Annotated in this window: 15 protein-coding genes and 1 pseudogene; 8 read left to right on the top strand and 8 right to left on the bottom strand. The window is 48.4% G+C overall.

What is annotated here, in order from left to right; translation table 11 throughout:
- The first annotated feature begins 206 nt into the window (after positions 1–206).
- On the top strand, positions 207–860 hold the full coding sequence (gene trhA / locus R0134_RS07515) for a PAQR family membrane homeostasis protein TrhA (RefSeq protein WP_319784172.1): 654 nt from the start codon (positions 207–209) through the stop codon (positions 858–860).
- A 296-nt stretch (positions 861–1156) separates the two neighbouring features.
- Here trhA and R0134_RS07510 read toward each other — a convergent pair whose 3' ends face one another.
- The gene (locus R0134_RS07510; RefSeq protein ID WP_413641437.1) at positions 1157–1525 is read right to left on the bottom strand and encodes a tetratricopeptide repeat protein; all 369 of its coding nucleotides are present in this window, start codon (positions 1523–1525) and stop codon (positions 1157–1159) included.
- A gap of 9 nt (positions 1526–1534) precedes the next feature.
- Positions 1535–1687, bottom strand: a pseudogene (locus R0134_RS16510) (hypothetical protein); the annotation flags it as partial.
- A 550-nt stretch (positions 1688–2237) separates the two neighbouring features.
- Here R0134_RS16510 and R0134_RS07505 point away from each other — a divergent pair.
- The 3 genes from R0134_RS07505 to R0134_RS07495 are packed head-to-tail and all read left to right on the top strand — an operon-like array spanning position 2238 to position 3972.
- Positions 2238–2969, top strand: coding sequence for a HupE/UreJ family protein (locus tag R0134_RS07505; RefSeq protein ID WP_319784171.1), 732 nt, complete (start codon positions 2238–2240; stop codon positions 2967–2969).
- An 11-nt stretch (positions 2970–2980) separates the two neighbouring features.
- Positions 2981–3577 carry a hypothetical protein gene (locus R0134_RS07500; protein ID WP_319784170.1) on the top strand — a complete coding sequence of 199 codons (597 nt, stop codon included), beginning with the start codon at positions 2981–2983 and terminating at the stop codon, positions 3575–3577.
- Between the two features lie 47 nt (positions 3578–3624).
- The gene (locus R0134_RS07495; RefSeq protein ID WP_319784169.1) at positions 3625–3972 is read left to right on the top strand and encodes a DUF6488 family protein; all 348 of its coding nucleotides are present in this window, start codon (positions 3625–3627) and stop codon (positions 3970–3972) included.
- A 52-nt stretch (positions 3973–4024) separates the two neighbouring features.
- On the opposite strand, the gene R0134_RS07490 is transcribed toward R0134_RS07495, so the two are convergent.
- The 4 genes from R0134_RS07490 to R0134_RS07475 form a co-directional block, all read right to left on the bottom strand.
- The gene (locus tag R0134_RS07490; RefSeq protein WP_319784168.1) at positions 4025–5467 is read right to left on the bottom strand and encodes an MFS transporter; all 1443 of its coding nucleotides are present in this window, start codon (positions 5465–5467) and stop codon (positions 4025–4027) included.
- Positions 5468–5717: 250 nt separating this feature from the next.
- The gene (locus R0134_RS07485; protein ID WP_319784167.1) at positions 5718–5900 is read right to left on the bottom strand and encodes a hypothetical protein; all 183 of its coding nucleotides are present in this window, start codon (positions 5898–5900) and stop codon (positions 5718–5720) included.
- A 66-nt stretch (positions 5901–5966) separates the two neighbouring features.
- Complete coding sequence (locus R0134_RS07480) at positions 5967–6230, bottom strand: hypothetical protein (protein WP_319784166.1); 264 nt, start codon at positions 6228–6230, stop codon at positions 5967–5969.
- A gap of 417 nt (positions 6231–6647) precedes the next feature.
- The gene (locus R0134_RS07475) at positions 6648–7022 is read right to left on the bottom strand and encodes a transcriptional regulator (RefSeq protein WP_319784165.1); all 375 of its coding nucleotides are present in this window, start codon (positions 7020–7022) and stop codon (positions 6648–6650) included.
- A gap of 129 nt (positions 7023–7151) precedes the next feature.
- Here R0134_RS07475 and R0134_RS07470 point away from each other — a divergent pair, with 129 nt between their 5' ends.
- The gene (locus R0134_RS07470; RefSeq protein ID WP_319784164.1) at positions 7152–7367 is read left to right on the top strand and encodes a hemolysin III family protein; all 216 of its coding nucleotides are present in this window, start codon (positions 7152–7154) and stop codon (positions 7365–7367) included.
- A gap of 239 nt (positions 7368–7606) precedes the next feature.
- Here R0134_RS07470 and R0134_RS07465 read toward each other — a convergent pair whose 3' ends face one another.
- Positions 7607–8503 carry an MYG1 family protein gene (locus R0134_RS07465; protein ID WP_319784163.1) on the bottom strand — a complete coding sequence of 299 codons (897 nt, stop codon included), beginning with the start codon at positions 8501–8503 and terminating at the stop codon, positions 7607–7609.
- A gap of 574 nt (positions 8504–9077) precedes the next feature.
- On the opposite strand from R0134_RS07465, the gene R0134_RS07460 reads away from it, so the two are divergent.
- Positions 9078–10379 carry a DEAD/DEAH box helicase gene (locus tag R0134_RS07460; RefSeq protein ID WP_413641453.1) on the top strand — a complete coding sequence of 434 codons (1302 nt, stop codon included), beginning with the start codon at positions 9078–9080 and terminating at the stop codon, positions 10377–10379.
- Positions 10380–10618: 239 nt separating this feature from the next.
- Positions 10619–11569, top strand: a complete 951-nt coding sequence (locus R0134_RS07455) for a class I SAM-dependent methyltransferase (RefSeq protein WP_319784162.1) — start codon at positions 10619–10621, stop codon at positions 11567–11569.
- A 369-nt stretch (positions 11570–11938) separates the two neighbouring features.
- On the opposite strand, the gene R0134_RS07450 is transcribed toward R0134_RS07455, so the two are convergent.
- Positions 11939–13540: a PAS domain-containing methyl-accepting chemotaxis protein gene (locus R0134_RS07450; protein WP_319784161.1), complete on the bottom strand. Its 1602-nt coding sequence runs from the start codon at positions 13538–13540 to the stop codon at positions 11939–11941.
- Positions 13541–14387: 847 nt separating this feature from the next.
- On the opposite strand from R0134_RS07450, the gene R0134_RS07445 reads away from it, so the two are divergent.
- Complete coding sequence (locus tag R0134_RS07445) at positions 14388–15113, top strand: hypothetical protein (protein ID WP_319784160.1); 726 nt, start codon at positions 14388–14390, stop codon at positions 15111–15113.
- Positions 15114–15452 lie beyond the last annotated feature (339 nt).

The raw sequence follows: 15452 nt of genomic DNA, 5'->3' as shown, positions 1-15452 counted from the left end.
AATCTTATTTTATAACAAATAATGCATGTTGGCATAATTTACTAGTAGTGTGCTAATGCTTGCGTGCACTCTCTTGATCCCATGCTTTATCTATGTCGTATATATAAGTAGTACTGCTTTAGCCGTGCTATTTCAGCTTTTAAAGCGGACCCTAGTCGTGAAGCCTCACGTTCCAGGGGGGCTAACTATCTTATTGGAGCCTAATTATGTTTCATCAAAAGGGTTACTTTCGAGAGCAAACCAAGGCTGAAGAAACGGCCAATACCATTAGTCACGGCTTAGGCTTAGTAGCAGCCTTAGTGGGCACACCCTTGTTGATAATGCAGGCTGCACGCATTGGCGACACCTTCTTTGTAGTGGGCGCCAGCTTATTTGCGCTCACTATTATCTTTATGTACCTCAGCTCTTCTATCTATCATTTTTTACCGCAAGGCAAAGCCAAACATGCTTTTAGGGTGATTGAGCACTGCGCGATTTTTTTGCTAATTGCCGGTACCTACACTCCTATTCTGCTCGGCGTGTTGTATGGCGTCTGGGGCTGGACCTTGCTGGCGGTAGTGTGGGGCATTGCGCTAGTGGGCGTATTCCTGAAAATGTTTGCCCAGCATCTGCCCTTGGCGCTCTCTACCAGCCTTTACTTATTGATGGGCTGGATAATTATTGTGGCCATCGTGCCCTTGCTGACGGTAATGCCCATAGAAGGTATTTATTGGCTGGTGGCCGGTGGCGTGTGCTATTCGCTGGGCGTTTTGTTCTTTGTATTGGACGGCCGCCTACCCTTCGGCCATTTTATTTGGCATTTATGGGTGCTAGCGGGCACCACCTGCCATTACTTTACGGTGTATTGGTACGGAGCTTAAGCTTTACTCAGTGATACGTCAGGGTGAGATCTCACACATTTTGCAAGGTTTAATTGTATGGTTTTCATACGAATATAGAAGCTAATGATCCTTCTTTAATCATGGGTTAGTATGCTGGTCGGGTGAATATCACCCAAAATATTATATTTGGTTGAAATATGAACAAAGTTAAATCCCGCCCTGAGTGATACGTGAGGACCAAAGCGTAAAAAATACTTAATTAAAAGCGGCTAGTGATTAGCCTCTGCATTGTAGTCAAACATATGTGTTTACGCTGAACAGATTTAAGCCGTCTGTTAATTCAGGGCTTGATAATTATAACATCCTTGCTGGTTATCCTCGGCGCACCCCTTCTTATACAACTCTTTAGCCTTATTCTTATCCGGAGCAATGCCATACCCATGCTCATAGAGTGCTCCTAAATTAGTAAAAGCACTGTGCTCGCCTAGGGCAGCCGCTTTCTCAAACCACTGGTGTGCAATAACATAATCCTGTGGTACGCCCAGCCCTTGGGCATACATAAGCGCTAAGTTCTTTTGGGAGTCTGTCATTGTGGCGGATTTTTCAAAAAACTCCCGCGCTTTGACATAATCTTGAGGTACGCCTTGACCTCGGGCATGCAAAAGACCTAATGCGACAAAGGCTGGCCCAGGTTCTTCCGCCACCGCCTTCTCAAATAGCTTACGCGCTTTAGCGTAGTCTTGTTCCGCACCCAGACCTTTTATGTACAATTCACCTAAACGAAGTAGAGCGCTGTTAAAGTCTTGAGCCGCCGCTTTTACATAATCCTGAACAACACCTTCAAAGTATTCTAACGGGGTACGGATTAGCCGGTCGAAGGTACTGCTACAGCAAAAACATTCCTTTGCAATGAATTCAATAGTTGGATAATCTGCGAATCTAATTTAAATAACTGATAAAAGACCCTGTGCTTCTGAGCCGCAGCAAACCCACAGCCGACAAAGCGATCTTGATAGTGATAGCGCTATCATTACTGATGCTTTTTCGTTGCGCGTGGGCTTCAGATCAGAATGTTCATCAAGCATCACAAAGTCTTTCTCTGAGCGCGTTTACCGAAGTACATGGGCATGCTCACCCTTCCTCCCTCGATCATCTCCATGACTCTGCTACCGAGATGTCTGACGCAGACCACCTACTGCTTCATGCATTGGGTGCATTTGAAAACCACGTACCCTTAGATATTGCAGTCGTGCCACTTTTTATTGGGCAGGATATGCTCATACTGCAACGGCTGTCATCAACACTTCCTATGCAAATGTCTCCGCTATACCGCCCTCCCAAAGCTTAAACTCACACCTGATTTTGGCGTTATATCGCCGTTCACACGTTTTGTTTTCATAATTCGGAGATAACCGAATGACATTTTTGCCGTTACTGCGCTTTTCAAGCGTAGGAAGGCCTGTGCTTGGGCTCCTGCTTTTTGCTACTGCCTTCGCCAGCCTGCTCTTTTCCTCTTTGCTCTTTGCTCATGGTGTTGAAGAAGGTGATGCCATGTTCATTGAGCAAAGCACTGGGGTACAGCTATTACCCTTTATTTACTTGGGCGCCAAGCACATGGTGACCGGTTATGACCATCTGCTGTTCTTGGCTGGCGTCATTTTCTTTCTGTATCGCATGAAGGATGTGGGCATCTATGTGACCCTGTTTGCTGTTGGTCACAGCGTTACCCTCCTGTATGGCGTGCTCAGCGAGACGAACGTTAATGCCTACATGGTCGATGCCATTATCGGATTTTCCGTTGTCTATAAGGCGCTGGATAATCTAGGGGCTTTTCGGCGCTGGTTTGGGGTTCAGCCCAATACTAAGGCAGCTGTACTTATCTTCGGGTTCTTTCACGGATTTGGTCTGGCCACAAAGCTTCAGGACTTCACGTTGTCTGACGATGGCCTAGTCGCCAATATCCTCGCGTTTAATGTTGGCGTAGAGATTGGCCAGCTGATGGCGTTGAGCGTCATTCTCATTGCTATGAACTTCTGGCGTAGAACTGATGCCTTTCCTCGTCAGGCGTTAGCCGCCAACGTCATGTTAATGAGTGCCGGTTTCATGCTGATGGGCTATCAGCTGACTGGTCTATATACCGCTTCCTGAGGAGATAAATCATGCAAGATATTTCAAATATGAGTCGCGAAGGACTGCCTTCGACAAAGAGTTTGATCAAGGCAACCGGCGTTGCAGCGCTCATCGGCCTGCTGGCTCTGATGGTCGCCATTCTACCTGCGGAATACGGTATAGATCCGACCGGTCTGGGTCAGAAGATGGGGTTGACTGTGCTTAGCCAAGCGAATGTAACTGAAGTGACACCTAGTGATGCGGCATCGTCCTCTGGCAACTTGCTCGAACTGCCAACGGGCCCAGTATGGAAGACTCAGAGCACGCTGCGTTCCGACACGACCACCATTACTTTAAAGCCAGATGAGGGCCTTGAGGTAAAAGCCACCATGAACGCGGGCGACCGCATGGTCTTTAACTGGGCTTCTGAAGGCGGCCCCGTGAATTTTGACATGCACGGCGAGCGCGTTAATGACGGCGACAATTTCACCAGTTATTGGCAGGGAAGAAATGAGCCTGCTGCAAACGGTGCATTTGAAGCCCCATTTGATGGCACTCATGGCTGGTATTGGCGTAATCGCGGCGACGAGACGGTCACCATCGTCCTTGAGACCAGCGGTTTTTATGACAATATCGCCGAAAAATAACTCACTAAACATCAATCACTAATCAAATACCATTAAGGAATTATTCCATGAAAAAATTTATTCTTTCGCTCACCACTGCTCTCGTTTTTTCATTCGCGGGTCCAGCTATTGCTGGTGCAGGGCATAGCCACGGTGTTTCAGAGCCCATTTCCGCAGCACAAGCCACACAGAAAGCTGAAGCTGCAAAGCAACAACTCGTTAGCTTAAAAAAGGTATCTGCCGAGTGGAACGGTGTTGAGGGTAGTAACCCCCAGCAGCGTTCAACCGCTACCGGTACCTTTTGGGTTGTTGAATATGTCAATCCAAAGGCCACTGATAAGAGCAAAAGCAAACTGTTCGTATTTGTGGATGAGTTAGGTAACGCCATAGGAGCGAACCACACTGGCGAGCTGTAAAATTCAGAAGGCATAATGAGGGCGCGCTACTCAATGGGTAGCGCGCCCTTTTTTACTTGGGCCAATAGGTGTGATGGTCATCAACCACAAAGTCGTGGCTATGAATCAGATGCGGATGCGGGTGCTCGTGATTGTGAGGTTCCGGCCCCTCCCAGCCCTCGTGCTGGTGTTGGTGGTGTTTATCGTGGTAGTGATAATGACCATGATTTGTCTCACTGTGAGTGTGCTCCAAGTGATCGAAGTCTTGTCGAGGCCAAACTAACATGGCAGCAACGGCGGATAAGATCGCGACCAAACCAAGCACAATAAAAGCCCCCATCAAACCAATCTGCACGCCGAGCCAACCAGCAAGGGGATAGGTAAGCAGCCAGCACACATGGGACAATGAAAACTGTGCCGCAAATAGCGCCGGACGATCGTTCTCACGGCAAGATATCGTTAACAACCGACCTACTGGCGTTAAAATCATCGACATACCAGCACCCATCAGGAACCACAACAAGAGCAGCAAACCAATCCCCGGCATTATGGCTCCGGCCAGCACGCTCAAGGATAGAATAAATCCTCCGGCCAACATACATGGCCTTGGCTGTACGCTCTTCAAAATGCTTGGCAGAGTAAGCGCCACTACCATAGAGCCCGCGCCTGCTGCGGCAAGGACGATAGCAACCCATTCATCGGTAAGCCCTAGATGACTGCGCACATAGACAACCGTGTTGACGATTTGCATAGCACCTGCCGAAGACACCACCAGACTGAGGGCGAGCAACCCTTTAAGCCTAGGTGTTTTCAAATAGATGCGCATGCCTTTGGTGACTCTGGTCCAGAAGGACTCACCGTGAAATGTGTCTTTGCGTCGAGGAAAGGTAACGGACAGCACAAGAGAGGCGGAAAGGATAAACGCGACCCCATTCATCAGAAACAACACATCAAATGTCATGAGGGTAATCAGTGCGGCAGCCATCATCGGGCTCAACAGGTTTTCCAGATCATAAGCCAAGCGGGACAGTGACAACACCTTTGTATACTCATCTTGATCGGTCACGATATCGGGAATGGTCGCCTGAAACACCGGAGTGAAACCTGCTGAAAACACGTTGAGGACAAAAACCAACACATAAATCTGCCAAATTTCAGTGATAAAGGGCAGAACAACCACCACACAGGCCCGTAGAATATCCAGTGTCACGAGCAAACCACGGCGAGGAATTTTTTGGGAAATAGCGCCAAACAAAGGAGCAATGAAGACATAAGCAATCATCTTTAGCCCCAACGCAATACCGTGCACCTGGCCAGCACTACCGCCAGCCAAGTCATGGGCCAGCAACGCCAGCGCAATCGTCGTTAAACCGGTCCCCGCTAAAGAGATGACCTGCGCACCGAAAAGGCGTTGATAAGTATCATTGCGTAGTGGTGAGAAGATGCTCAATTGATATGACTCCCAAGTGACTAGCAGCGTGATGTAAGGATCAGGGCGGGATTTAACTTTGTTCATATTTCAACCAAATATAATATTTTGGGTGATATTCACCCGACCAGCATACTAACCCATGATTAAAGAAGGATCATTAGCTTCTATATTCGTATGAAAACCATACAATTAAACCTTGCAAAATGTGTGAGATCTCACCCTGATGTAAGGATGACAGTGGCTAAATTATTCTGGGCGTAATCTTTGGGAAACTCCATCTATTTACAATAAGGTATTTACTACTCAATACTAATTGAGGCGTCCATAATTATTGTTACACTGAGCCTTCCACATAAAAAGCCCCTAGGTTGTATTGGTCTACCGCACTGCCTTTGTTCGCATCAACAAGTGTTTCTTGTATATCATCTGGGATTGCTTTTTGTGCAAAACTCACAGAGCTAACACCTAATGTTAGTGTGGCTCCCACTAACATTACACCTAATCGTAAACGCATCATATTCCTTTATTCCTTGTTAATATTCGTATCGCATACACTTTTTAGAAGGATTAGCGTTTATATTTTTTATATATATTCTGTTGCTAGTACTTGTGCTTCGAGCAATTCAGCTTGTGCTAAACCGTTTGCCGCAGCCACAGCTGTCCATGTATGAAAATATTTATAATCTAGCTCAACTCCCTGCCCATGATAATACATCACAGCTAATTTATACTGGCCTTTGGCAAAGCCTTGCTCAGCGGATTTGAGAAACCAACGATGAGCTTGACCATAGTCCTGTGCTACGACTTCACCTTGGGTGATATATAACGCCAACACGCAACTGAGCATTGGGACATCCTTTTTCCGCCGCTTTCAGCAGCCATCAGAAACCAATAATGTGCCTGCACATAATCTGAGGATCGTGCTAAATAAAAGAATAAAACCAGCCCAAGTTAAACTCAACGGTATTATTACCTTCAAGGGCTACTTCTTTAAGGGAATAAATAAGTCTTGCCGTGCGCAGGCCTGCTTCGCTAGGTGGGTTTTTGCTACTTTTTTATTGTTCGGCGGCTGAGCTCGCCAAAAGTATTAAAACAGAAAAAGATTGTGGTAGCCTGACTCAACGGCTCGTTAAGCAACGTCTAGTGTCAGAACTAATCCGCACTGACGATTACGATCGAGGCTCTCAAATTTCGGGAAATAATTAACGCTCTTCTCCTGTAAATATGGCCGCTTTTGTGGCCATATTTTCATCTTTAAAGGTGTTTAATGCCTAGCCACTAGGCTGTAATCAGAAATAAGGCTTTCCAAAGGGATCTTTAACCCATCAGACAAACTTCTTATCATTCCCAATTTTAACTTACGCCTTCTGTTCAAAACATCAGAGACTCGGCTACGATGGCCAAAAAACGGCACCATATCTTCTTTAGTTAATCCCTGCTGCTCCATGCGAAATTTAATGGCCTCTATTGGATCAGGTGGGGAAATTGAGTGGTGCTTTGCTTCATAAGCCTCGACCAGCGTTGCTAACACCTTTAACTCGTCGCTTTCAGGCGTCTCAGCTGGGGAGCACCACAGCTCATCAATGCGATCCATGGCAGCATTGTAGTCTTGCTCTGTGCGTATCGGTGTAATTATCATTGCGACCTCCGGCTTAACAAATTGTCTTCAGCTCTGTTCTTAACCATGTTCTTAAATATTGGTACGGCGCATAATAGGGCCAAATCAGCCCTTCCTCGGTAGTAATAAAACTATAGCCCTGTGGATGACTTGGGCTGGATAATTATTGTGGCCATCGTGCCCTTACTGACGGTAATGCCAATCCAAGGCATTTATTGGCTGGTGGCCGGTGGCGTGTGCTATTCGCTGGGCGTATTGTTCTTCGTCTTAGACGGCCGCCTGCCCTTCGGCCATTTTATTTGGCATTTATGGGTGTTAGCGGGCACCACTTGCCATTACTTTACTGTGTATTGGTATGGGGCTTGATTTTACTCACCAGACCAGATGGTAATGCTCTGGCCTGACGAAATGACGCTTTCTGATAAAGTTGACAACATGCAAACCTAGTCGCAGCTATTAACACTAACTAGTTATCGGGTAATAACATTACCTATCGCGATTTAGCCTTAACGCCCATAACGCTGCTTGAGCACAGTCCTAATGGGCTTATGCCTGCAGCATTACAGGCTCAGGTCATTGATAAGCGCCATTTATTTTGTGGCCATTTATTGTGTAGCCAAGCCGGCCAGACTCATAGCGCCAGCAAGCGAAGCAGCACCGGCAATAAATCGCCCGTTATGGCAAAAACGCGCATCGCTGACTCCCGTTACCTGTTGCAGTTCGCCATCGGATAATCCTGCCCAAGTGGCAGGTAACGATTGCTTGTTAGCAAACGAATCAGGGGTAACGGACACCGCTTGTATCATCCATTGTTGAGTAAGTGATGGTTGAGCCGGTGACGGGTAAACCACATACAGCGCTTGCTCGCCATGGTCATGCACTGCTTGTTTCCAAGGCAGGTATTGATCAAGCACAATCACCCGAGGATCGGCGGCATGATGAATGGCGTGTACCACTTGTTGGTAGGCATTAAGTTGCGCCTGCGCGGTGGCCATAAAACGCGTTAAAATATGAGTGGCAAACTCCACGGCTTGTTTAAAGCAGGCATCAAAATCATCGGATTCTTGCCAAGTGGGATTAAATAAGCCGATGGTCTGACTTAAGCTCACCGCGTGCTCGTCATCACTAGTTACATAGCCACAATCAATGGCATCAATCACGGACACTAAATCCGTGTCTAGCATATCCACAAGCTGTTGGTTGCCTTGGCAAATTTCCAGGCCATAGTGACACCACACCAAGCCAAAAGAAGAATAAGGAATACCATTGTCGCGCGCGCCAGCACCATTACGTTGATGATGATCAAAGCGCCCGGTTTCAGAGTCATATTCTTGCCCTACATCCACCACAATATCGGCATCGGCGATAAGCTGGCCATCGCGAGTGCGAATTACGTTGGCATCCGGAAACAAATAGGTCAGCGCTGCCACACTAAACACATCATCGGCATGAAACTTACCGCCATGGGTCACGATTGTTTTTTTCATCATTGTTTTTTGCATTAACGTCACTCTATTACCTGCACTTAGCCGTGCTAAAAATGAGGGCTATCTTGAGCCTTGCCCAAAGCAAACGCAGAGATAGTCGTATAGTCGTTAAGAAATCTAAACCAGACACCCATATTAAGAGCTATTACAGAATATTGCACCGCTCAAAGCCGTCATTGCTTGGCTAGTTCTTTAAGGCTTTGCGCAGGGCTCAACGTTTACCTGCTCCATCCCGCCCTGCTCAGCCATGATCTGCAGCCAATAAAAGTATAATTGTAGTAAATGGTCTAAGTACACTTTCCCGTGCACTGGCGCATCAAGAGTACAATAACGCCTAATAATCACACAAAAACGCACGCCGACAGAGCTTTATGCTGCAAGGTATCAAACTTTCCCGAGTCCGTATAAATAAAAACAGTGTTTAACTCTGCGAAAGCTCACTTTAACGATAGGGTTTACTTGAAGAGTGGCACTGGTACACTGCGCTTCTTGCTTTTTGTGTCTATTGACGGCCTGCCGTTGGTGGACTTTATTCATGCGTGTGGTTAATACACGTATTTTTGATGAGTGTATTGCCATGTCTAACCCTGTGTCTTTTTCAGATCTTAATCTTGACTCCCGCTTGCTCGCCGCCCTGCCCGCGTATTGCCAAACGCCGACCGCCGTGCAGCAACAAACGTTGCCCTCAATCATGCTGGGCCAAGATGTATTGGCGTTTGCGCCCACTGGCAGTGGTAAGACCTTGGCCTTTGGTTTGGGCCTGTTGCAGCAACTTAGCCAGCAACCTAAAGCCCAGCCAGCCATGACAGCGCCGCCAAGCTTTGCCAATGAGTATGATGATGCTGAAGAGCTGCCGGCTTTTCGCCCTTCTTCTAGCCGCGCCCATATGCGCGCCGTGGTGATAGTGCCTACTCGTGAGCTAGCAGCACAAATCAGCGAGGTGCTCACGCCCTTGGCTAAAAGCATATCCCTTAACATGGCAACCTTGTGTGGCGGCGTGGATGTGGCGCAACAAGCGGCGGCCTTTGATCAGCAGCCGGCACAAATTGTAATAGCCACGCCAGGGCGTTTATTAGACTTGCTCAGACAAAAGCTGATCTCTTTGAAAGGCGTGCAGCATTTAGTATTAGATGAAGCGGATCGCTTGTTGGAAATGGGCTTTTGGCCAGATGTACAAAAATTGATGAGCGCCATGCCCGCTCTGCAACAACAGTTGCTGTTTTCTGCCACCTTGCCTAATGAGTTAGAAGCACAAATTCAAGAGTTAGCCCCCCATGCGCATCGCTTTGAGGTAGGCAGCCAAAACAGCGTGGTCGAGGGGGTTGCGCAAACGTGTTACTTGGTCAATAAGGGCAGCAAGGCTCAGGCGTTGATTGCCTTGCTTAAAGCGCAGTTAAGCGCGCAGCAGGTGTTGGTGTTTATTAATGCCCGCGACAATGCGGATAGCTTAAGTAAGCGCTTAAATAAAGCCGGTATTCAGGCGTTAGCCTTACACGGTGAGAAAGACCAGACCGAGCGCGATAATGCGTTACTGGCCTTTAGAAATGGCGACATTAAAGTGTTAGTGGCCACGGACTTGCTGGCGCGCGGTATCGATGTGACGGCGCTGCCGGTAGTGGTGAATTTGGATTTACCGGAGAGTGCACCTGTGTATGTGCACAGAGTGGGCCGTACCGCGCGTGCGGGGTTAAGTGGCGTGGCCATTTCGTTGGTCAGTCACGGGGAAGCGAATGCGCTTAACGCCATCCGTGAGCTAACTGGTGAAGCCTTACCGCTACTGGCCTTGGAAGGCTTTCCTGTGACGGATCAACCCGCCAGTGAAGCGCGTAGCAAGCGGGCGCCACGAGATAAGAAAGCCAATCGTCGCAATATGAATAAAAGAACGAAGTAATAGCGCGAGCGTTGTAGCCGCCAATTTATTCGGCGGGCCTGCGTAGCTGGCGGTTTAAGACCATAACCGAGCCGAAGTCCTCTTCGCCGAAGAGACGGGCTCCTACAAACCCATGGTGCTGGACGTATGGTGTCTTTTGTAGCTGACCGCGTATGGCGAAAAAAGACCCGCACCGCAAGGTTTGGCCTTCTGGGATCAGGCTGTTAAAATGCGAGTCTATTTTGCTAGTGAGAGCCCTAATGGACGCCCGTGCCCTGCCCGTTTTTTTTAACGAACTTGAAACCCGCCTTAATGAACACCTTGGGGCTGAACCGTCTGAGATCCGCCGCTTGTTTCATGGTCGGGGTCGCAGCTTTGTCGGCCTTGAACAGCTCACTGCCGATTGGCTGGGTGATCAATTATTGGTAACCCTATTTATAGAGCCTGACGCGGAATTTTTAGCTGAACTTACTCGCGGCTTGCAGACCTTTAGCGAGCAAGACTTGTGGCACAAATGTGCTGGCCGCGCGATATTAGTGCAGCATCGTAAACGCGCCAGCTCACCGATTGAAGTGTTATGGGGTGAGCTTGAGCCAAGGCCCGTGGTATACGAGCACGGCTTACAATTTCAGTTGGATTTAGGCCGCAATCAAAATCACGGTTTGTTTCTTGATATGCGCTTAGGCCGAGAGTGGGTGCGCCAGCAGGCAGAAGATAAACGGGTATTAAATCTGTTTGCTTATACTTGCGGCTTTTCGGTGGCGGCCTTAAAAGGCGGCGCCAATCATGTGGTGAATCTCGACATGGCCAGGGGCATGCTCAATCGTGGTCGCGAAAATCATAAGTTGAATCAGCAAGATTTAAGCCAAGTGACCTTTCTCGGTCACGATGTGTTTAAGTCTTTGGGTAGATTGCGCAAGCTCGGCCCTTATGAGTTGATCATTATCGACCCACCCTCGTTCCAAAAAGGCAGCTTTGCCTTAACCACCGATTATCACAAGATATTACGCCGTCTGCCGGACCTATTAACGCCCAATGGCAAAGTGCTGGCCTGTGTGAATGCGCCAGCCATCCCCAGCCAGTTTTTAATCGACAGCATGGCGGAGCATGCGCCAACTCTGCAATTTGTGGAGCGACTCGCTAACCCGCCCGAGTTTGCAGACATAGCCCCCGAAGCTGGCCTTAAAGCCTTGGTGTTTAGGAACAATTAATTGTTTAAAAATAAAGAGCTAAGCAAGATCGAATAAATTCGACCCTACAAAAGGCCAGAGCGAACCTTCGTCATTGCGAGGAGCGACGCGGCAATCTATGCTTGGCCACTGGATTGCTTCGCTGCGCTCGCAAAGATCACATTCCTGTCATTGCGAGGAGTGCAACGACGCGGCAATCCATGCTTGGGACCCTGTGCAAGCGTGCAGAATGGATTGCCGCGCTACGCTCGCAAAGACGGAATAAGGGCGCATAACAACAGAGCACAGAGCGGCGTAAAGCTAACTCGAAAACTCGAAAGCAAAAAGGCCCGTGAGGATTAGTCACGGGCCGATTGATGATGTTTTAACGGTCGGTTTTACCTTTATTGCCTAGGAATGCTTAAAGCGCACCACTAGCTCATGCAAATCAACCGAGATAGTTTTTAAGTGCAGCAAAGATGATGAGGCTTGGGTGGCGCTGTCGGCGCTGGAGTCTGCCAAACCGGAAATGTTCACCACTTGGCGATTAATCTCTTCGGCCACACTCGCTTGTTGTTCAACGGCGGCGGCCATTTGGGTGGACATATTAGCAATCTGACTAACGGAATCCGCAATGCCATCTAGCATGGCGGAGCTTTCTACCACCCGCGCCACACCCGCATCGGCATTGGCCGCGCCTTGATAAGCAACACTCACCGCATCGTCGGCGCGCTGGGTCAGCTCCTTAATAATGCTATAAATCTCTTGGGTCGACGCTTGGGTGCGCTTGGCTAAATTACGCACCTCATCGGCCACCACCGCAAAGCCCCGACCTTGCTCGCCGGCACGGGCCGCTTCTATGGCGGCGTTGAGCGCCAGCAAGTTGGTTTGATCGGCAATTTGCTCAATCATTTGCGCGGCTTTAGCTATGCACCCGGTTTGCTCAGATACCGCCGACACAGACACCCCAATATCGGTGACCGTATTGCGCAAGGTTTCAATGGACTGCTTGGTGACCTCAGCAATAGCCGAACCTTGATTGACCAATGTATTCGCGGTATCTGCCGCTACCGCCGTGTCACTCACATGGCGCGACACTTCATGAATAGTGGTGCTCATTTGATTCATAGCGGTGGCTACTTGTGCGGTTTCTGATTGCTGGCATTCAATTTCGGAGCGGGTGTTTTGGGTGAGGCTCAAGCCAGTGTCGGTTTCTTGGGCCACATTACTGGCCGCGTTCTCAATACGGGAAATAACGGTGCCCAGATGCGAGAGCTCGCTTAAAATGGCCACCTTTAGCTTGCCCACGCCGCCTCTGTCATCGGTATAACTTTGTACCGCCAGCTCATGAGAAAATGAATTACGTAATAAGCCATTCAACGAATTGATGGCCGAGTGACGAACCCGACTTACCCACACTGCATAAATAAGTACGCTCAGCGCCAAGCCTATTTGAGCGAGAATATTGTGCCCAGATTGCCATAAGCCGAGCCATGCCAGTAGCGCCAGCACTAAAAACAGCTGATAAGGAGCAAAATATGGCAAAAAGCCGCGAGCCTTATTTGAGGATTGACTAGCGGTTTGGTTGGAAGCTTGATTAGAGGTTTGGTTTTGTAACTTGGTATACAAGCGTTGGGTGCGCAGTACATCTGGGCGCTTCGGCGCGGAGCGCACCGACTCATATCCGGTAATTTCACCGTTACGGGTCATGGGCGTTACGTAGGCATCTACCCAATAAAAATCACCATTTTTACAGCGATTCTTAATAACGCCCATCCAAGGCTTACCGCTTTTAAGATGCTCCCACATCACGCCAAAGGCAGCAGCCGGCATATCGGGATGGCGCACAATATTATGGGGTTGGCCCAGCAGCTCCTCGCGGGTGAAACCGCTCATGGCAACAAAAGCATCATTACATTCGGTGATGTTGCCCTGCTTGTCGGTAACGGTGATCAACTTATCTTGGCCAACAAAGGATTTTTCTCTGTCAGTAACGGGAAGGTTTTTTTTCATTTATTGTGGCCTTACTTAAAGCAGGGAGTGATGCGAATCTTATTATATAAACCTAAAACGCACCTGGTTCGTGGGGAACTTTCAACGGTTCTTGCGAGCAGACGCATGCTTTCGCTTGAGTCTGCTCATAGATCTGATCTTGGGGCTAAACATTGTTCTGATTGTTGTTCTAAACATTGTTCAGAACATAGCTATGAGCCTGTCACTTAGTCACAAGTTTCTGTTGATTTTAATGATGTACTCTGAATAAACGGATTGCTCGACCAGCACGCTGTCGGATACGCCGAAACAGAAATTTGTAGTTGCCATGTTTGTCATTTGTAGCTGCCAACTTGTTCGGCAGGCCAGCTTTGCTGGCTTTTTAAGGCCTAAACACAAAACCGAGCCGAATAAATTGGCTCCTACAAGAGCAAAACATAAAACCATGCTGAAGCCGTCCGTCTCTTCAGCGAAGAGGGCTTCGGCAGTCCTGCTAAGCGGGATAAAGGCCAGCTACAAGGTAAAAATACGTGGCTACAGCAGTACATCTGCCTAATTCATGTTTGCTTATAAGGCAAGAAAAAGATGTGATGAAGAGACAGGCTATGAGCCCTTACCTTCCCTGTCTTTATTACGGTCAGCTTATCGCTTCATGACCGCTGAGCTGGCATGATTATAAACAGAAAAACGTCTCAACACTGTTTTTTAAGCGCTATCGCCTTGATAAAGGTCAACTTTATAGCGTTAAAAGTACTGTGGTTACAAACCAATGTTACAAACCAGTAGCACAAATTATTATTAGCACCCAAATTGATAGCATTATTGATAGCGCGATTCATCGCACTGTTGATAGCAATAAAGGATCACCATGAACCTCATTATTTCCGTCAGCAACGCCATGACGCGCTGGCTTAAAGTGTCACTGCCTCGCCTGCCGAGCTTTGATGGTAAACGCATTGGCACCCAACCGCTGCACACCGACACCACACAGGTGTCTTGGCAATGCCATGTGCTGAGCCATGGCCCGAAAGGCAATCCTTATTTCACAGTGTTGGCCATGGAAGCATACAGTCGCTACCTGATTATGATCCCCTTTGCAGCACCCCCTACCCAAGCGGAGTTTGAGCAGACGTTACTGGAGCGCTGGGGCAACGAGGCATTGTTCTTGGCCCTAGATAGCGGCGCCGTGACCGACGATGAGCTGCCCATTATGGTCGAGGCCTTTACCCATCATCCTTGCCAGTCTCAGTGGGTGAACAACACGGATCTCAGTATCCAAAGCCATATTTCGGATGCGGGCACTTGGCTAATGGACACCTTAGACGACGAAGGTACCGACTTTTTAGACGCCAACCACTGCTATGGCTTAGCCACGCACCTTAATCGCTTACGCAAGAAGGTGGGCGGTAATAAAAAGAGTTTTCTGCCCATGACTCGATTGCTGGACGACAGCCTGTATCGCTTTGGCGACGGCTTGTCTGAGAATGCCTTTCCAGGCACCAAAGTAGGGAGCTTTCCTTGTCCCTACCCAGCGCCGCCTAAGGCAGATAACGTAATACAACTGGCGGATTACCGGAAATTTGCGAGGAAATAGTGGAAAGCTAAAAGTACAAAAAAACAGATATCGGGGTATGACGACAGTGAGACGTGTTTTGTAGGTGCCCATCTCTTCTGTGAAGAGGACTTCGGCACGGTTTGTTGTTGGGCTTGATGCTGTTCGTCACTGCCAGCTACGCTGGCCCGCCGAATAAATTGGCGGCTACAAGTACCGCCGAGACTCTTTGTTTTTGTAGGTGACCGTTTCTTCGGCAAAGAGGACTTCGCCACGGTCTGGTGTTTTATAAGCAATTGAAGAAAGGAAGGGGCTGCCACTCATTCCTCAACCGTTACCTCTCCATGTAGGCACTGTTGTTGATTTGGCACAATGCATCGC

Source organism: Oceanisphaera sp. IT1-181, from assembly GCF_033807535.1.
Classification (GTDB): Bacteria; Pseudomonadota; Gammaproteobacteria; order Enterobacterales; family Aeromonadaceae; genus Oceanimonas.
Note: the sequence above shows the minus strand (reverse complement) of the source record. Positions and strands in the feature narration are given on the sequence as shown.